Genomic DNA, 18,777 nt, shown 5'->3' with positions numbered 1-18,777 from the left:
GCGAAAACTCGCCCCTACATTTTAAAAAATGTAGATCCATTCCGCAGCGAGATTTTTCGCTTTATATTTTCGCCTCTGCTCCGAAAGTTTGGATTTAATGTAGGATGAGGATACGAAAAACATTAATTTTCAGAATTCTTCGTGTTCTCAACGTCCTCAGAACTCTCTACACTCTCAACGTTTTCGACGTTCTCAGAACTTTCTACACTCTCAACGCTTTCAGTGTTCTCAACGTTCTCAGAACTCTCCGCACTTTCAACGCTCTGAATGTTTTCAGGACTCTCCGCGTTCGACTTACCCATTTCCTCTTTGAGCAATGCCCCTAATGTGGTGACAGTCTCTTCGTGTGCTGGTATTTGCCGTCTCGGTTCCCGTTCACGTCGTGATCGAGGTGGTCGTTCGGATCGCGTTCTCACCGGCTGTTCTTCTTCAGTTGTCACAGCGCGCTCTTGCTCGGCAAGGAGTGCTTTCAAACTCAATCCGATCCGTCGATCTTTTGGAGATAGATTAATCACTTTCAAATCTAACTCGTCGCCTACGGAAACCACCTCTTCTGGTTTTTCAATCCGTCGGTCTGCGAGTTCAGAAATGTGAATTAAGCCTTCAATACCTTCCTCAAGTTTCGTGAACGCTCCAAAACTCGTAAGATTGACAATTTTGCCTCGGACAACAGAACCGACCTTGTATTTTTCTGGTACTTCTGCCCATGGATCAGGCTGTGTCTGCTTGAGTCCCAATGAAACTCTACGTTCAGCGGCGTCAATCTGTAATACGACTACCTCAATTTCACTGCCTTCCTTAAGTTCGTCATTGGCTGCAGTACCACGTTTCGTCCACGAGAGATCCGAGGTATGGATTAAACCGTCAATTCCTGGTTCAATTTCAACAAACGCCCCAAAACTGGTTAAATTTCGGATACGTCCGGTGATTTTGCTACCAACAGGGGATCTCTCTTCCAAAAGTTCCCAAGGATTCTGTTGCAGCTGCTTGAGCCCAAGTGAAATACGTTTGTCATCCCTTGAGATTTCCAGGACAATGGCTTCAATTTCATCACCCTTATTGACGATTCTCGATGGGGCAACGTTACGGCGGGTCCATGCCATCTCAGAGACATGAATTAAGCCTTCGACACCCTCTTCGAGCTGTAGAAACGCACCATAATTGACAATATTAACAACAACACCCCGAACCGTAGAGCCAACCGGGTATTTTCCCTCAATGTCTGTCCATGGATCAGGAGTTTTCTGCTTCAAGCCCAAGGAAATTTTCTCATTCTCTTGGTTGATACCGATGACCTGGACTTCAATTTCCTCCCCAACAGAGACGACATCAGACGGATGATGTATCCGTTTCCACGCCATATCTGTCTTGTGAAGTAACCCATCAACGCCGCCCAAGTCAACAAAAGCACCAAAAGCAGTGATGTTTTTTACCACTCCTGTCACCTGTTGGCCAACTTCAAGTGTGTTGAGCACTTCTGAGCGTTTTTGGACAAGTTCGGCTTCCAACCAAGCACGCCGCGACAAAACAATGTTATGCCGCCGCTTACTCAGGCTGATAACTTTCATTTCAAGCGTTTGCCCTACATACTGTTCAAGGTTCTGGATAGGGCGCAATTCAACTTGCGAAGCCGGTAAAAAACCTCGGAGGGACCCAACGCTGACGCGTAGCCCACCCTTAATTCGTTCGATGATACGTCCCATGACGGGTGTACCTGCTTCGTACGCGGTCGCAATTTCATCCCAAATGAGTGTTTGATCGGCGATCTTTTTCGAAAGGACTATTTGTCCTTCAGAGTCTTCGCGCCGTACAATATAGACATCAATCTCATCGCCCACCTGAACAGTAGGCAAATCGTTTTGTCCCGCATCGAATTCAGACGCTGGGATATAACCTTCGGACTTAAAGCCGATGTCAATCATTACTTCATCGCGACTGACATCTACGACAATCCCCTTAACTATTTCGCCATCTGTAAACGCCTTGATCGAATTATCATACGCTTCTTCAAGAGATTCCGGACTCATTGATTCCGCTGGTTCTTCTGGTGCTGCCTCTTCAGAGGCGGTTTCGTCAGTAGGTGTTACTGTCTCTTCAGTATCCGCATCCGCAGCGACTACTTCCACTACCTCTTCAGGTACGGTTTCATCGGCGATTACTACTGTTTCTTCAGCATCGCTATCAGCCACCTCTACTACCTCTTCGGGGACGGTTTCATCAGTAAGCGTTGTTGCTTCTTCAACATCAGCATCGCCAGCAGTCACTTCCACTTCACTGTCCGCGGCTTCTTCATACTCCTCAGTGTCTGTGTTGGTTGCAGAAGCTGTTTCTGCAACTTCTGAAGCCTCTGTCTCGCTGGCTACTTCCTGATTCACTTCAACTGAATCCTCAGTTGGTTGTTTTTCATCTTCCACATCAACAGTGGACGCATTTGTATTTGCTTGTTCGTTGTTCATTAAGATACCTGGTCCATTTAAAAACGCACGACGGCGTTAATCCGCCAGTTCCTCCTTATATTCAAAGTGCTTTTGGCACTTCCAAATCGGTTGCATAATAGTGTATCATAAATGCACAAAGAAAATCAACAATATTTTTTTTATTCATATAATTTAATTCTGAGAAAGCATCGCCATTGGAAAATATCTCTGTAATTTGCGGTTCAAACACAGAATTTTGCTTGATTTTTTTATCGATTTAAGATAGGATTTAAGAACGGTTCCTTGAGTTAGGACTGGCTTTAATCTATGGGAGGTGATTTCTATGGATTCGACAAAATTAATGAAACTCCGAGAGGAATCCGGTATCAAAATAATTGAAATAAAAACAGACCTGAGTAGTTACGCAGCATCCGATTTACGGAAGATGCTTGAAGGACTCTTAGCGGAGAAGGTTGAGAGGGTTGTTGTGAATCTCAGTCAAGTGAGTCATATAAACAGCACGGCTGTGGGTGCCTTGGTAGGTGTTGCAAAACGGCTTCGCCAGAATGGTGGCGACCTTAAAATTTGCGCACTTGCAGACAATTTAACACGGACCTTCAATCTTATTGGTGCATCCAGTGTCGTCGAAATCTACGAATCAGAAAACAGTGCCCTCGCAGCGTTTTAAACAAAGTAAATTTAGTACATGGCGCAAGCAGATATTCAACTTCAAATTCCGAGTGCTGCCTTTTATATAGAACCTGCTCGGGCATTTGTTGGAAACCTCGCAAAAAGCCTCGGATTCTCCAGAAAACGTGTAGCAGACATTCAACTCGTGCTTGACGAAATCTGCAGTAATGCAGTACATCACGGCTCGGTGAATGCGACAGTCGGTGTTAAACTGTGTATCCGTATTGATACACATGCCCTTGAAATTTTAGTAAGGGATACGGGTACACGGCATGCCGGAGAAAAGAGTTGGCTAACACATGAAAGACTTTCAGAGATTGAGATGAACCGTTCTCCAAACAATGAGAGTGGGCACGGCATTTTCATCGCTAAATCTCTCTCGGATATGCACGAAATGCGACCAAATGAGGCAGGCGGAACCGACGTTCGAGTCGTTTTTCGTTTTTTAAAACCAAGAGATATCGAAATTTAATCTCCCCCTGAAACCTCAAGAGCGATAAGTGTTAGATCATCGTCTTTCGGGCAGTCGTCGGTGAAAGCATCAATGGCTTCCGAGACGCTGGTGATGAGTTCTGCTGCAGATTTCTTTGCGCATGTACACACTAATTTTTGGAGGCGCTCTATTGAAAATTCTTCGCCTTGTGGGTTTTTAACTTCGTAAACACCGTCGGTATACAGGAACATTTTGCCCAACCGATCAAATGGATAATGCACCGTTTCATACACAGAATCCCGCCAAATGCCCAACCCATTTCCTGTGTGTTGATCGCCAATAGCTTGGTATGTCTGTTGATGGGTGTTGTACAGGAGTGGGAATGAATGCCCGGCGTTGGCACAGATGAGTTCGCCCTTATCAAGATCAATGATACCGCAAAAGGCTGTTGCAAACATGAACAGTCGTGAACTAATCAAATCATTAAAACGGGTGTTTAGTATTTCAAGGAGATACCCTGGATTATCTTCGATTTGTTGCTGGAATTCTGCCAAAATTGTTTTAATGAAGACTGTTACGAAAGCAGCTGAAACACCATGTCCCATAACATCAGAAATAAAAACACCGAGTCGATTCGGTGCAATTTCCCAGATATCAAAAAAATCCCCACCGACTGCCATTTCAGGTCGGCAGTGTGAAGCAATCCGAAATCCTGACAATTCCTGCACACCATTCTGAGGAATCAGAATTTCTTGAATACTTCGTGCCATTTGGAGTTCTTCTTGCAAACGGGTGTTATACTCTGCAAGTGTATCTTGGTAGCGTTTAATCCGCAAGAGTGAGCGAACTCGGGCGAGCACCTCTAAACTATCGAAAGGCTTCTCAATAAAATCATCGGCACCAGCCTCAATAGATTTAATTCGATTTTCGCGGGTGTCCCGTAGAGCCGTTATCATCACAATTGGAATAAATTCGGTAACCTCGTTCAATCGGATTCGTTTGACAACTTCAAACCCATCCATTCTCGGCATGTTGATGTCCAACAAGATGAGATCCGGCATTTCTTTTTCGACGATATCAAGTGCCTCAAGTCCATCTGCGGCTGTGTAGACTGTATACCCTCGTGCGTTGAGTTGAATTTGGAGAATTCTGACATTTTTGGGTTCATCATCAACCACAAGGATTTTCGCATCTGCTTGCTGTTCAGGAATCACTTCCTTGTTCATGTTTCTGTCCTCTTGATGTGAGTTTCTACACGCTCCACTAAAACTTTGATGTCAATAGGTTTACTGAGATAATCATCGCATCCAGCTTTAAGAATGCGTTCCCTGTCACCAGACATAGCTGCGGCTGTCAGGGCAATAATTGGTATATCTACCCATGCAAGATTGGCTTTAATCCGTCGTGTTAAATCTTCGCCGCTTTGTCCGGGTAAAGCAATATCCATGAGAATGAGTTGTGGTATTGCGTCTTCCAAGCTTGCCAGTGCTTCCGTAGCATCAGTCGCTTCCACGACTGTATACCCCTTCGATTGCAGGACAATCCGCACAACTTTGCGGTTCAACTCTTGGTCTTCAATCACCAAAATACGCTTTTGCGGTTCTGCCTGTTCTTCGGTTGGGGGTGGGTTTTCAGTTTTCACAGGTTGCCTTTTATTCAAGCCAGCAGTTATGAAATGAACGAAAGTTGCGGTGCCAAATCTCCTGCCTTGTTCGTCCTATGTCTCTTTACCAGACCTATGTTGGTTTCACACCTTATTTAATTGTTGAAGAGGGATTCTCAGAGCGAAATTGCTCCCTTCTCCTTCTTGGCTTGTCACACTAATCTCGCCACCGTGTAACATGATAAGCCTATGTGTCAAGGCTAAACCGAGACCTGTTCCACCGTACCGCCGAGATTTTGACGTATCGATTTGTGTAAACGGGGCGAAGAGTTTCGCTTGATCTGCTTCGGAGATACCTATACCTGTATCAATAACTCCGGCTCGCAGTTCTGTCGTTCCAACTTCGAGTTGCGTCGCGACTTTCCCGCCTTCTGGAGTGAATTTTACTGCATTGGAGAGTAGATTATAGAAAATCTGCTTGAATTTAACTCGGTCAGCTTCAATCATACCGTTCTGGTTATAGTTCAAGGTAAGGTCAAGATCCTTCTTTACAGCAAGTGCGGTAATAATGGCGTTGACTTCCTCAACGGCTTCAACAATAGAGAAGGTCTCTAATTGGAGTGCCATTTTTCCTGCTTCAATCTTTGAAAGATCAAGGATGTCATTGATCATTTCGAGCAGATGTTCGCCACTAATGTGAATATCATTAATGCACTCTCTTTGCTCGGCGTTAATGCTTCCGACAAGTTCATCTCGTAGAATTTCAGCGAATCCAATGATCGCATTCAAAGGTGTGCGCAGTTCGTGACTCATGTTTGCGAGGAAATCACTTTTGGCGCGGCTTGCGTACTCAACGGCTTGTTGGGCGCGATAGTACTCAGTTATATCCCGTGAAATACCGCATGTTCCGACTATACGTCCCTCTCTATCTCGAATCGGGACTTTAGTCGTTGATACCCAGGTATCCTGCTCATTGGGCCAAGTCTCTCTTTCCTGTTTCGCCTCAATTGGTTTTCCAGATTCAACGACATCTTGTTCGTCCTGATATGCCTGTTGTGCGTGTTCACGAGTGAAGAAGTCAAAGTCGGTTTTTTGGACTGCCTCTGCGGGATTTTTTAAACCGAACCGATCTGCTAAAGAGCGATTGATCCGTATAAATCTACTCTCCGTATCTTTGAAATAGATGTGGTCAGGGGTATTCTCCATCAGGGTATGCAACAGATCCCCTTCTTGGACATGTTTCGCCGCTAATTGCTGGAATCGGGTTTCACTCTCTTTCAATCTTGCTTCTAACTGCTTTCGAGGTGTTATATCTGTTGCGACGACATAACAGAGCTGTTGCTCGGCATCTTTTATCGCGCGCCATCTTAACCATCTGTAGGACCCGTTTTTGCGCTGAAACCGGCTTTCAAAGGGTCTTACACGTTTTCCTGTTTTCACCTTTTCGATCTCGTTAAGCATCTCCTCCCGATCCTCCGGATGTATGAGCGCAGACCATTCGGAGTTCTGAAGTTCTAATTTTGTGAACCCAAGAATTTCTTCCCATACCGAGTTGAGTGCGACGAAACTACCGTCACAACTGATATACCCGAACATATCCGTGGAAATCTCTAAGAAGCAGTTTGGTTCAATGATTTCATCTCTTAATATGTGCTTGCCAGTTGTGTCTTTAAGCTTCATGTTTACCTCCACAAGATGCGAGGTAAGAGCACCTCGTGCGTCACGTAAATTTATGTTGTTACGAGAACTGCCCGGTTTGCGACTTTTACAACACTTTGCGTAGTACTTTGGAAAACAAGCTCGTACAATCTTCCATGATGACTCGCGCTGAGTGCAATGAGGTCGCAATCATTTTCCTCTGCGTTTTCCAAGATGTTTGTTACCGTAAAGCCACGAGCCGTGAGAAAGTCGGCTTGAACGTCATAATATTTCAAATATGCCTCCATCTGCTGCTTAATCTGGGTTGCCTCCTGTTGTGTGCTTGAAAGGGCGAGTCCCAATATTCCGGCTTTTGTTAACTCCCCGATTTCGGCGACAAGCCCTAAGGCATGATCAGAATAGGTATCTCCATGGTGGACAGCAAGTATTTTCCGCAAGAGTGTGCATTGTTCGTGCACCACAATAATAGGTCTCGTGATGTGGAGCAGCACGTCGTCGATTTGGTTTTGGATAAGTTTCAGGCGACGCTTTCTTACATCTTCAGGAAGCCCGACAACAACAAGGTCCGCGGAATGTGCTTTTTCGCAGATCATCTGTCGCGGGTTGCCAGCGACAGCTTCAATGTGGTAATCCAAGAAATCGTAAAGCGAGCACTCCGTCTCGGTTCGACGTATGACGGTCTCTGCGACATCAGCGTTCCCACCATGCTGGCTGTCCTGAAAGAAAACACACGATAAATGCGTTCCTAAAAGGACTGCGAGTTGTCCGGCGTACTCAAATGCATTTTTCTCGTAATCCGTATCACCGATGGCAACGAGGATATTTTTTATCATGAGACATTCCCTTATAGATGCGAGGCAGTAGGACTTTACTCAGAAGTTTTCGACGTTAGCAAAGCACCCTCGCTACAATAAATCTAAGATTAGTCTGAATCTCACTCGGCTTGCTGCAGCAAGGCAGCAACAGCATCTTCTTCGCTCTCAAAGTTTTTAAAGACAGTGATTAAGCGCGCCATGACAATAAGATTCTTGACATGTTTGTTGACATTAATCACTGCTATTTCCCCGCCGCGGGGGTGGATATCGGAATAGACTTTCATGAGGACACCAAGCCCAGAACTGTCCATTCCCGTTACTTCTTTGAAGTCAAACACGAGTCTCGGAGGTGAGGAGTGCACTGCGAGTGCCTCCTCCACGGTTTCCGATACTTCTGTAACCCCCGGGGCGATAATTCTGCCGCTCAGTCTGAAAATAATGACACCTTCTTTCTCAGACACGGTGATTGCCATAGTGTACATACTCCTAATACTACTGCGCGTTTAGGTTATGGGCGGACATTCCAATCACAGCACTTAACTCTCGCTTGACAGTGCCGAAACTGCAGCGTCCTCGGTCTCGAAATGTTCAAAGATGCTGACGAGCCGACTACGGACAATAAGATTTTTTATGTTTGTTCCGACGTTGATGACACCAATACGCCCTTTCTTTCGCGTTGCGGCGACATGTGCCCCCATCAGCGTGCCAAGACCTGAACTATCCATCATGTTGACCCGATCGAAATTAATGAGAATGCGTGGCGCATCGGAGGCATCAATCTGCGAGGTGATTGCCTCTCGTAATTCCGATACTGAGGCACCCATTATTTTTCCACTCGGTTCTAAGATTGCAACACCATCTTTCTGGCGAATCGTGGTTGCCATGATTGTCTCCTTTTTTTATTTGCTGGAAAACTGAAACTTCGATTCACACTTCTAATTCTAAACTATTTGAAAATATTTGTCAACCTGCAATTTGAGGATATCTTTGATTTTGCGAAACCTTGCCAAAAAGAATTTGCTCTTTTCAAACTTAAAACTTCCTTAAAGTAAGGACAGCCCTCCAACTGCAAGGAAACTACTTACTATCGGTCTATATTTTTAAATTTTTTGGGCAAAAAAAATCTGGGTCTCAATATTCCTGAAATGCAATCGGATTTCGTTTGTTTTTAACACTGAAATAGAGTATAATGTTGGCGAATTTCTACGAGACAGAAAGGAAAGCAATGTACGAAGCGAACCCTATACGCATTAAGGACCTCCCGGAGGATGAACGTCCCCGTGAAAGACTCCGGAAACATGGACCAGAGGCACTGAGAGATTCTGACCTCCTGGCTATTATTCTCAGAAATGGTTTCCAAGGAACGACCGCTATTCAGCTTGGTGAACAGATTCTTATGGCGTTTGAAGGTGATTTGAAGCGGATGGCTGACCATAAGTCTAAACAATTTGAGAAGATTAAAGGCGTCGGTGAGGCAAAAGCCGCGCAGATCGTCGCGGCACTTGAACTCGGAAAACGATTGGCACGTTTCCACGCCGACCGCGATAAAATTACATCTCCGGCTGATGTTGCTGATCTGATGATGTCTAAAATGCGGTACCTACAGAAGGAGATCGTTTGTGTCTTGTGCCTTGACACCAAGGGGGGTGTGACAACCAAAGGCATCACTGGTGAACTGAGTGACGATTTGAGTTGGGGAAAAAGATTATTGTCAGAAGGAACAGTCTTTGAAGGCACGCTCAACGCCAGTGTTTTTCACCCTCGCGAAATTTTCCGATTCGCTATTGAGGAGTCAGCGAATTCAATTATCCTCGTTCACAATCATCCATCTGGAGATCCACAGCCGAGTCAAGAGGACATTCGGGCAACAAAACAAGTGATTGAGGCTGGAAATCAAATTGGGATAAAAGTGTTGGATCACATTATTATCGGCGATGGGATTTTTGTTAGCCTGAAGGAAGAAAACTTCATTTGAAGTACGCCGATTTATTTCACGTCGCGTTGCCGAATTACTTCATATAACAGCACACCGGCTGCAACTGAAACGTTGAGAGAGTCAATCTTTCCTAACATCGGCAAGTTAACGAGATAATCACATTTTTGCTTGACAAGCCGCCGGAGGCCTTTACCTTCACTCCCCAAAACAAGACACAATGGCACTTTAAAGTCAGCTTCTGTGTATAGACAAGATGCGCTCTCGGCGGCACCGGCAACCCATATCCCTCTGTTTTTAAGGGTGTCTATGGTATGGGCAATGTTCGTCACTTTGACGATAGGCATATATGTGGACGCACCTGCCGATGCTTTGTGTACAGCTGCTGTGACACCGACAGCACGATTTTTTGGAATGATAACAGCATCAGCATTCACGGCGTCAGCCGTCCGGAGAACCGCCCCAAGGTTTCTTGGATCTTGAATGTTATCCAATATAATTAAGAGCGCGTTGTGTTCACTGCGTTCTATTTTTTCGAGTATTGATGACAGATCATCGTAACGCCCTGGAATCACAAAGGCGATAACACCTTGGTGTGGTACAGATGGCTCAAGCCGATCGAGTTCGCGTCGTGTACAGCGCTTTATAGGGATACCCGCCTTTTCTGCCATTGTGACGATATGTCGGATGCGCGAGTGGGTATTCCGTTCAGCAATCCAGATTTTTTCTACGGCTTGAGTCCCGCGCTGTAGATGTTCTATAACTGGGTTCCTGCCAACAATATATTCCGACATATCAAAGTGTAGACGAATACGGATATCAGCCGTTACAGCTTAGCCGCCACGAACGAATTTAACATCCGGTCCGCGCGGTTCAATATTAATATCTGGATCTGCAGTTTGGCATTTAACGCAGGTAATATCACCGACATTTGCGTTTTCCATGCGCGGCGCGAGTGTCCCCAACTTAAACACAAATTCCAAAACGTCATTGGCTGGGATTTTCTCATCACATGAATCACACCCAATAGCTTGTCCCGATTTGACTTTTGCTAACAGTTCTGATGCTTTCATGACTTTCCCTTCGTTCGTATTGATTCAATAGACTAAAGGAAGTAGCGTTCCTTTCGCTTATCTAATTCGTATTCTTCATACGCCTCTTGCGCCGTGTCTACTTCGGAGACTTGCGCGATAGGAACATCCCACCACGATTCGTAGCGTGGAACCCCTTGGTAGTAATCTACATCAATCTTCACAACGGTTGTATGCTCAGCTTCGCGTGCCTCATGGAGTGCGGCTTTCAGGCTTTGCAAGGTTGTCGCTTCAATTACCTTGGCACCAAGACTGGCGGCATTCGCGGCGAGATCTACCGGTAAAAAGTTCCCTTCAAGTTCACCAGTCTTTTCATCCCGGTAGCGGAAGCGGGTAGCGAAGCCTTGTGCACCAGTTGCCCGCGACAATCCACCGATGCTACTATGTCCCTCGTTATTCACAAGCACGATAATGAGTTTAAAACCTTCCTGAATTGATGTGATGATTTCTTGTGCGAGCATTAAGTATGAACCATCACCTACCATGACGTAGACATCTCGGTTCGGATCTGCCATTTTGATGCCCAATCCGCCAGCGATTTCGTAGCCCATACACGAGTATCCGTACTCTAAGTGGTACTGTTTCGGATTACGGGTTCGCCATAACTTGTGCAAATCTCCCGGAAGGCTCCCTGCCGCGCAGACCATTACATCTTCTGGACGTGAAAATTCGTTAACCACACCGATGACCTCACTTTGACTCGGCAAAGGACTGTGACCAAGATGGTAAAGCCGATCCACTTCTTCTTCCCATTCGTCGCGATAGTTCTTGATTTGCTCGGCGTAGGTAGCATCAATGTGATAGTTCCCTACGGCGGCAGCGAGTTCATTAAGTGTGACGCGAGCGTCTGCGACAAGCGGTAAAGCGGCATGTTTAAAGGCATCGAATTCCGCAACATTAATATTGATGAAACGGACGTTGGGGTTTTGGAAAGCAGTCTTAGAAGCAGTCGTGAAATCGCTCAAGCGCGTGCCAATTGCAATCACCAAATCTGCCTCTCGGGCAGTGATATTCGCCCCTGGCGTTCCCGTCGCGCCGATTGCGCCAAGATTCTGTGAATGGTTATAGGGCAGTGAACCTTTTCCGGCGAAGGTTTCACCGACAGGAATACCGGTTTGCTTTGCGAATTGTGCGAGTTCTGCTGTAACTTCACCGTAGATAACACCACCACCAGCGATAATCAAAGGAGATTTACTCTCGCGGATCCACGCCGCTGCCCGATTCAGTAGGCTTACATCAGCGCGAGGTCGAGAGATGGTATAAACGCGTTTCTCAAAAAGTTGTGCGGGATAATCATACGCTTCAGCCTGAACGTCTTGTGGAAGTGCTAAGGTTACTGTTCCGGTATCAGCCTGCGATGTCAGCACTCGCATTGCCTCTGGCAAGGCAGTAATTATCTGTTCTGGGCGATTAATCCGATCCCAATACCGTGAAATCGGCTTGAAACAATCGTTTACTGAATAATCCTGTGAACTGGAAGACTCAAGCTGCTGTAACACTGGGGCAACTAAGCGTGTGGAAAAGATATCCCCCGGTAGTAAGAGGACCGGCAGTCGGTTAATCGTTGCACCTGCAGCACCTGTAATCATGTTTGTTGCCCCAGGTCCAATGGATGAGGTGCAGGCAAAGGTTCGCAGGCGATTGTTCATTTTCGTAAATGCAGCGGCGGTGTGTACCATCGATTGTTCGTTCCGAGTCTGGTAGAAACGGAAGGAATCGGAATACTGATGCAACGCTTGCCCGATACCCGCAACGTTTCCATGGCCGAAGATCCCGAACATACCGGCAAAAAATTGGGTTTCGTTCCCATCTCGTTCAACATATTGTTGTCGAAGAAATTGAACGATGGCTTGTCCCATCGTGAGTTTTTGTGTTTTCATAAAAATTGCTGCTCCTTTGATGTAGTGTCTGGTGCGGTATGGAACCTAAACCAAAGTATATTTACCATCCGCCGCGTTCCGCGACAAATTCATCAACTTCGGGCATTGTCGGCATAAAGTTCGCACAACCGTGCCGTGTTACGACAATCGCACCTGTAGCGTTGCCGAGACGGGCAGATTTTTCCCAACCCCAACCACTGAGATGACCGTAAAGAAATCCGCTCGCGAAAGCATCACCGGCACCGAGCGTATTGTAAACTTCGACAGGAAAGGGTTCAGCGTGAACGATTTCTCCGTTCGCTAAATGAACATCCGCACCTTCAATCCCACGTTTCACTATTAGCGCATCTGGACCGGCACTTAAAAGCGTCTCCATAGCAAGTGTCATATCCCCTTCAATCGTAGGATTCGAGATTTGAGAGTGTTCAATTGTGAGTTGTGAAAGACTCGTAAGCGTTGCCGCTTTGATCTCTTCCTCTGTCCCGATTGCAATATCAATATAACGTAAAGCTGATCGCATGACAACACCGAATGCTCTTGGATCATGCCACTGATCCGCACGGAAATCAAGATCCAAAAAGACGTGTTTGCCGAGTGCTTGTGCTTGTTCTACAGCGTAGAGCGTCGCGCTGCGACTCGGTTCTTTACTCAAGCCAGTTCCAGATATTAGCACGGCTCGACTTTCAGCGATCGGCGCAGCGAGAACATCGTCAATAGTGAGCTCAATATCCGCACAGTTATCGCGGTAATAGATGAGCGGGAACCGATCTGGCGGTTCAATACCGAGAACGACTGCACTTGTTCGGCACCCGGGTTTGTGTGGAATAAACCGGATTTCAACGCCCTCATCTTTCAAAAATTTGAGTAGGAACTCCCCAACGGGATCTTCACCGACAGCGGTGAGGAGTGCAGCTTGAAGCCCAAGCCGCTGAACACCAACGCTGATATTCGTAGGACATCCACCAACAAAGGCACCAAAACTTTTAATATCTGGAAACGCGGCACCGATGTCATTCGCGTATAGGTCTAAAGAACTTCGTCCGATTGTGAGAATATCGTAAGTTTCCATTTTTTCGCAGCGCGTGTCCTATTTTAGAAATTAAAAATCCGTCAAACCCTCATTTACGAGCGTTCAAATCGGTTACGGCATCTTTAAATTTTTGATGTTCCTCAGCAAATTTACGAGTTAAGAGAAAAGCATCATTTCCGCAAGCGATCAGTTGAACGCCAAGATTCAACCACTGTTCACCACCCGCAAAGTCGTTGACATAACAGCCTAAAGGGATGTTATGCATCTGCGTGAGGTTAATAATATTTTTTATAACTTCTAAAAGCAGTGGATGGTTGAGCTCACCAGAGATACCCAAAGACGTGGATAGGTCGTAGGGACCAATAAATACAACATCTAACTCACCGGCATCGAGGATTTCATTTAGGTTTTCAACGGCTTGGATGGTTTCAATCTGCCCGATGGTGAGAATTTCCTGATTCGCGTTGTGGACATACGCTCTGGTATCGAGTTTTGTGAAGTCACCATAATCGGTATGTCCAATGCCGAAAGCGACTCCTCGGTCACCTTCGGGGGCGTATTTTGTCCACTTTTTAATTTTCTCAATGTCTTCACAGGATTCGACCCGAGGAATCATGACCCCGGTTGCTCCTGCATCAAGTACCCGAGAGACAAAATGACGTTCAAGTATGGGAACGCGGACAATACAAGGAAGGTTTGAACCACGTGCGTTCCGAATTGTCCGTCCAATAGTTTCCATGGAAAAGGAACTATGTTCCAAGTCTGCGATAATAAAGTCTGCCCCGGCACTTGCGAGAAGTGTTGCAATCGCGGAGCCAGCGAATTCAAGTACAAATGTTCCGACAAGCACTTCTCCGCGCTTTAAAGCTGCTTTCACCTGTAGTTCCTTTAACTTTCGACCGGGATTTCCGACATCAATTTCTGTGCTTCGCTTACCATTTTTGTCGGTGTAGACATTTTTTCACCGACTGCTAAGATTAACGTGTAATAGTCATAAGCGGTTTGTAAATCATCATTGAGATGCGCACTTTCAGCAGCGTTAAAATAACAGACGGTTGCCATACGATGGCATTCTTCAACGAGTGACGGCAAATTCGCGTAGCCATGATTGTAAGCAGCAAGAATATAAGATTTCCCTGCTTCTTCCCATGAACGCTGTAGTTCAAATTGACGTGCCAAGCGCGTGTAATAAATCCCACCTTTTTTGGCATTTTTTCTGGCGAGACGCTGCTTCTCTGCGACCGTGTAAGCAAAACGAGCGCGCGTATAACAGTTGGCAACGAGTTCTAAATCGTCTTTCTTGACAAAGTTGTTCGCCTGTTTTTGATAGAATCTACCGAGTTTCCTATAAAGCACGTGGCACTGCCGGGTTCGCCCCTGTTGTTCATAGATTTGGATCTGCCGGAAGATACGAAATGCTTCTATCTCGTGTGGGTATTGGATATCGCTGTGAACCTGATCGAGTAGGAATTCCGGTGAAGCTTCCTCCATCACGAGTCGATAACTGCCGGTTGCTCTAACACGAGGGCGTATGGGCGTTATATCTGTTGTTTCTTCCGGTGCCGGTATTTGATGCTCAAACCATGTACGAAGGACAGCATTTTCATTCTCTGGTAATTTCTGAATGAGTACAACAATTTCCTCAACAGTCGGGCTTGATGGGAAGACCATGTTCGCGGCACTGAGCTCGTCAAACACATCGTCTATAGTTTCGGTTAAATCCTGTTCGTCAATGCAGAGACGACTTGCTTTGTGGAGTTCTGAAAGGACGCTTCGAAAGTCTTGGCTTTCGATGTAACGTGTGGCGAGCGTATAGTGTCTTTGAACTTGGGTTGCGATCTTCTCGCGTTTACCATTTTCCTCATTCTGCCGTCGCTGAAAAAAGAGGTTTTGATTCATCCGTTCAGCATCTGCGAGCGAGAGGCGAAACGTCTTACGGTATCGCTCAAGTGCTTCCGCTAATCTCGGATTATTGGAATTAACGCTCGCATCAATAAGTTGGGATGCTTGTTTAACATACTCATCTTGGCGAATCCGATCCAGTTCTTCGTACATCTCATCGGCACTCTGATGGCGTTCTGAGAGTTGTCGGTGAAGTGCTTTTTGTAAGAAATTGCGGAGTACTTCGGGACATCTATGGATTTCTTCTATTTCTCCGGCGGCTTTCTTCTTATCAATCTCCTTGTTCTCACCTGAAAAAGGGAATCGTCCGGTTACGGCTTGATACAAGATGAGTGCTGTGGAATAAAGATCCGCGCGATAGTCGTAAGCTCCGTAGTGTTGTTCGGGTGCCATGTAGCGTCGGGTGCCAGCCATGGTCTCAGCGAATTCGGTGGTTTCGCCAAATATGCGAGCGATACTAAAGTCGGCGACTTTTGCCTCTTTCCCGGTTGTGAGTAAAATATTCTGCGGTTTGATATCGCGATGCATAATTTTGTGTGCATGCGCTGCTTTTAGCCCTCGACAAATATCTAAGCCGATATTGAGAGTATCTGTTAGACTGAGGGCACCCTCTTGCATGAGATCGTGAAGGCTTTTACCTTCAACATACTCCATCACTATCCACGCGACATAGTCATCTTCGCCGGGTTCAACGGTATGAATTGAGACAATATTTGGATGCCCCCAAATTTTCGACATCGCTTGAAATTCAGTCAGCAAAAATTTCATTCTGCTGGCAGGGTAGGCAGTTTTTGCTAAGGCTTTAATTGCAACCTCTCGATTTGTCATTTCTTCGCGGGCGCGAAAAACCGAAGAGAATCCCCCTGAATTGAGAAACTCAAGCAATCTATATTTACCTAAGATGAGTTGATCAATTTGCATAATTGGCACTCAAAGGGGACAGAGCATAGGTTCTGCATTAAAATCTTATATTAAAATTAACAGAATTAAGATTAATTGTCAACATAAAAATACATTTTGAACAAATCTAAACTGCATTAGAACCTGAACGGGCGCGTCGTACCTCCTTCACCAGCTTCTTAGCTCTCTCCGTAAGGATTGCGAATTCACCTGCCGCAATGAGTTGGTTGTTAACGAGCGCACTTCCAACTCCCAAAGCGGTTGCACCAGCCGTGATAAAATCAGCCGCGTTTTCCGCATTGATGCCACCTGTCGGAACCAACGGGATTTGCGGCAGCGGAGCCTTCACGTCTTTTATGTAATCAGCACCAACACCGCTTGATGGGAATACCTTCACATAGTCTGCTCCTGTTTCCCATGCCATCAAGATTTCGGTTGGGGTAAATGCCCCGGGAATCACCACTTTACCGTAGCGGTTACAAATCTCAATTACATCCAGTTTCGTAACAGGACTGACAACAAAGTCAGCACCTGATAACATTACAGCGCGTGCTGTTTCTGCGTCTAATACCGATCCAGCACCAACGAGAACGGTATCTCCATACGTGGATGAAACGTCGTTAATTACTTGTAACGCGTTCGGTGTTGTCATCGTCACTTCAATTACGTTCACACCACCGGCATGAATCGCCGCCGCTGCTTCAATCAATTCATCTGCGCTATTGGCGCGAATGATAGCCACAATACCACACGCTTCAATCTGTTGCATCTGTTCTAATTTTGTCATAGATGTCCTCAAAATTAGTCCTATTCGTTTGAGGTTAAAGGTATTTCTTAATATTGCCTTGCAAATACTATCTACAAAAAATAATATTTTTGTTGCGATTTTTTTGTCAATATGTTATCATTAAACAAATGCCCAGATTACAAATTATCGCTGATTCAGTGCACTTAATAGCAATTCTCGACATGCAATTTCGTCGAAAAATTGTTTTCTAAAAAAGAATGGAAGTTGTTCCACTACTCCCCTATCTGATCGGTTTAGCAGGGTTACTCGTCCTCTCAGGCTTTTTTTCTGGCTCCGAGACGGCTCTATGCGCACTGACTCGCGTTCAAATTGAAAGGCTCCGCCTTGAAAAGGGCAGCGCGTCTGCAATTGTCAGTTTTGTCGACAACCCACGCAGACTGTTTATCACCGTCCTATTTGGTAATAATCTTGTCAATGTCTCCTTCGCGATTCTGATGCTCTGGCTTGTTAAACAGGTGCTTCCGCAATATACAGAAGTGATCCAGTTTGCGACAGCTACAGTCCTCAGCGTCGTCCTCATGCTTATTTTCGGTGAGATGACTCCAAAATCTTACGCCATTAAGCATGCGGAATTCTTTTCAAAAGTCGCCGCCCCACCGCTATGGATATTTTCCATTATCATTTCGCCGTTACGCGGTTTGTTACGCAGAATCATCGACTTTCTTGTTCCAGTATTCGGTGGACACCCATCCCCTATAGAACACCTCACAGCAACAGATTTTAGAGACATTGTCGATACCTATCACGAAGAAGCACTCCCGCCCGATGAACGGAAAATTGTGAGCAATATTCTCCAATTACGTGACATCGAGGCAAAAGAGATTATGGTGCCACGGACTGAAGTCGTGGCAGTGCCGACATCAAACACTATTCAAGAAACATTAAAGCAAGCAAAGCAATACGGGTTTTCACGCATTCCTGTCTATCAAGAACAAATCGATAATATTTGTGGCATCTTCTACGTCAAAGATTTAGCACGCTGGCGACACGCCCCTGTGAATTCACTTACACTTGATGCTTTCCTCGAAAAGCGGGATCAGATTTCTGAAGCCTCGCCTAATGCTTCACTCATTCGCGATCCCATCTTTGTCCTTGAGACCCGTAAGATCGGGGCATTGTTACTACAACTCACACGCGAAAAAACCAAAATGGCGATCCTCCGCGATGAATATGGAGGCGTTTCAGGAATTGTTACCACCGAAGATATTGTCGAACAAGTCGTCGGAGACATTGTTGATGAACACGATAGAGACGACTCTCCACCTGATCTTGTCAAACACTCTGAAGCCCCGTTGTTACTTGAAACTTCTGGGCGTATGAGCATCCGCGAACTCAATCAGCAATTTGAATTAAAACTCAGTGAAGACGATGTAGACACCATTGGTGGCTATGTCCTCGGACTCTTTGGTCGCATTCCCTCCGTTGGCGAATCCTACATTGACGAAAACGGTATCGAATTTGAAATTACTGCTACAGAAGGCAATGCTATCACAAGTTTATTCATCAAAATGCCGGTTACTGACAGCAAAACTGAAGTGTAAAAATACCGGCCACCCGATACAAAGCAATTGAAAATTCTTCTATTATCGATCTTTTTAATCGGTGCGAGTAGCACA

Annotated in this window: 18 protein-coding genes; 4 read left to right on the top strand and 14 right to left on the bottom strand. The window is 45.7% G+C overall.

All coding sequences use genetic code 11. The annotated features are described in order from the left end of the window. Window positions 1-122: 122 nt before the first annotated feature. Window positions 123-2,456 (bottom strand): 30S ribosomal protein S1, encoded by a 2,334-nt coding sequence (locus J4G07_02760; GenBank protein MCE2412901.1) that lies wholly within the window; start codon window positions 2,454-2,456, stop codon window positions 123-125. A 304-nt stretch (window positions 2,457-2,760) separates the two neighbouring features. Here J4G07_02760 and J4G07_02755 point away from each other — a divergent pair, with 304 nt between their 5' ends. Both J4G07_02755 and J4G07_02750 read left to right on the top strand, forming a co-directional pair. Further along, the gene (locus tag J4G07_02755) at window positions 2,761-3,105 is read left to right on the top strand and encodes an STAS domain-containing protein (protein ID MCE2412900.1); all 345 of its coding nucleotides are present in this window, start codon (window positions 2,761-2,763) and stop codon (window positions 3,103-3,105) included. A gap of 18 nt (window positions 3,106-3,123) precedes the next feature. Beyond that, complete coding sequence (locus J4G07_02750) at window positions 3,124-3,579, top strand: ATP-binding protein (GenBank protein MCE2412899.1); 456 nt, start codon at window positions 3,124-3,126, stop codon at window positions 3,577-3,579. Here the strand turns inward: J4G07_02750 and J4G07_02745 are convergent. The 6 genes from J4G07_02745 to J4G07_02720 form a co-directional block, all read right to left on the bottom strand. Further along, the gene (locus tag J4G07_02745; GenBank protein MCE2412898.1) at window positions 3,576-4,766 is read right to left on the bottom strand and encodes a SpoIIE family protein phosphatase; all 1,191 of its coding nucleotides are present in this window, start codon (window positions 4,764-4,766) and stop codon (window positions 3,576-3,578) included. The genes J4G07_02750 and J4G07_02745 overlap by 4 nt on opposite strands. Further along, window positions 4,763-5,182: a response regulator gene (locus J4G07_02740; protein MCE2412897.1), complete on the bottom strand. Its 420-nt coding sequence runs from the start codon at window positions 5,180-5,182 to the stop codon at window positions 4,763-4,765. The genes J4G07_02745 and J4G07_02740 overlap by 4 nt, the downstream gene beginning before the upstream one ends. A gap of 105 nt (window positions 5,183-5,287) precedes the next feature. Next, window positions 5,288-6,823, bottom strand: a complete 1,536-nt coding sequence (locus tag J4G07_02735) for a PAS domain S-box protein (GenBank protein ID MCE2412896.1) — start codon at window positions 6,821-6,823, stop codon at window positions 5,288-5,290. A gap of 50 nt (window positions 6,824-6,873) precedes the next feature. Beyond that, a complete protein-coding gene (locus tag J4G07_02730) occupies window positions 6,874-7,635 on the bottom strand; it encodes a universal stress protein (GenBank protein MCE2412895.1) in 762 nt (253 codons plus the stop codon). 101 nt (window positions 7,636-7,736) lie between these two features. After that, on the bottom strand, window positions 7,737-8,090 hold the full coding sequence (locus J4G07_02725) for an STAS domain-containing protein (GenBank protein ID MCE2412894.1): 354 nt from the start codon (window positions 8,088-8,090) through the stop codon (window positions 7,737-7,739). 63 nt (window positions 8,091-8,153) lie between these two features. Further along, a complete protein-coding gene (locus J4G07_02720; protein MCE2412893.1) occupies window positions 8,154-8,501 on the bottom strand; it encodes an STAS domain-containing protein in 348 nt (115 codons plus the stop codon). 341 nt (window positions 8,502-8,842) lie between these two features. Here J4G07_02720 and J4G07_02715 point away from each other — a divergent pair, with 341 nt between their 5' ends. Beyond that, a complete protein-coding gene (locus tag J4G07_02715) occupies window positions 8,843-9,592 on the top strand; it encodes a JAB domain-containing protein (protein MCE2412892.1) in 750 nt (249 codons plus the stop codon). An 11-nt stretch (window positions 9,593-9,603) separates the two neighbouring features. Here the strand turns inward: J4G07_02715 and rlmB are convergent, their stop codons facing one another. The 7 genes from rlmB to eda all read right to left on the bottom strand — a co-directional run bounded on the left by rlmB (window position 9,604) and on the right by eda (window position 17,140). Continuing rightward, the gene (gene rlmB / locus J4G07_02710) at window positions 9,604-10,344 is read right to left on the bottom strand and encodes a 23S rRNA (guanosine(2251)-2'-O)-methyltransferase RlmB (GenBank protein ID MCE2412891.1); all 741 of its coding nucleotides are present in this window, start codon (window positions 10,342-10,344) and stop codon (window positions 9,604-9,606) included. Between the two features lie 39 nt (window positions 10,345-10,383). Beyond that, window positions 10,384-10,623, bottom strand: a complete 240-nt coding sequence (locus J4G07_02705; GenBank protein ID MCE2412890.1) for a hypothetical protein — start codon at window positions 10,621-10,623, stop codon at window positions 10,384-10,386. Window positions 10,624-10,655: 32 nt separating this feature from the next. Beyond that, window positions 10,656-12,521, bottom strand: coding sequence for a 3D-(3,5/4)-trihydroxycyclohexane-1,2-dione acylhydrolase (decyclizing) (gene iolD / locus J4G07_02700; GenBank protein ID MCE2412889.1), 1,866 nt, complete (start codon window positions 12,519-12,521; stop codon window positions 10,656-10,658). Between the two features lie 61 nt (window positions 12,522-12,582). Beyond that, complete coding sequence (gene iolC / locus J4G07_02695; protein ID MCE2412888.1) at window positions 12,583-13,590, bottom strand: 5-dehydro-2-deoxygluconokinase; 1,008 nt, start codon at window positions 13,588-13,590, stop codon at window positions 12,583-12,585. A gap of 49 nt (window positions 13,591-13,639) precedes the next feature. Beyond that, the gene (locus tag J4G07_02690; GenBank protein ID MCE2412887.1) at window positions 13,640-14,428 is read right to left on the bottom strand and encodes a hypothetical protein; all 789 of its coding nucleotides are present in this window, start codon (window positions 14,426-14,428) and stop codon (window positions 13,640-13,642) included. An 11-nt stretch (window positions 14,429-14,439) separates the two neighbouring features. Further along, window positions 14,440-16,374 carry a serine/threonine protein kinase gene (locus J4G07_02685; GenBank protein ID MCE2412886.1) on the bottom strand — a complete coding sequence of 645 codons (1,935 nt, stop codon included), beginning with the start codon at window positions 16,372-16,374 and terminating at the stop codon, window positions 14,440-14,442. A gap of 106 nt (window positions 16,375-16,480) precedes the next feature. Next, window positions 16,481-17,140, bottom strand: a complete 660-nt coding sequence (gene eda / locus J4G07_02680) for a bifunctional 4-hydroxy-2-oxoglutarate aldolase/2-dehydro-3-deoxy-phosphogluconate aldolase (protein MCE2412885.1) — start codon at window positions 17,138-17,140, stop codon at window positions 16,481-16,483. 218 nt (window positions 17,141-17,358) lie between these two features. Between eda and J4G07_02675 the strand changes: the two genes are divergently transcribed. Further along, a complete protein-coding gene (locus J4G07_02675) occupies window positions 17,359-18,702 on the top strand; it encodes an HlyC/CorC family transporter (protein ID MCE2412884.1) in 1,344 nt (447 codons plus the stop codon). Window positions 18,703-18,777: the final 75 nt, after the last annotated feature.

The organism is Candidatus Poribacteria bacterium, assembly GCA_021295715.1.
Taxonomy (GTDB): Bacteria; Poribacteria; WGA-4E; order WGA-4E; family WGA-3G; genus WGA-3G.
Note: the sequence above shows the minus strand (reverse complement) of the source record. Positions and strands in the feature narration are given on the sequence as shown.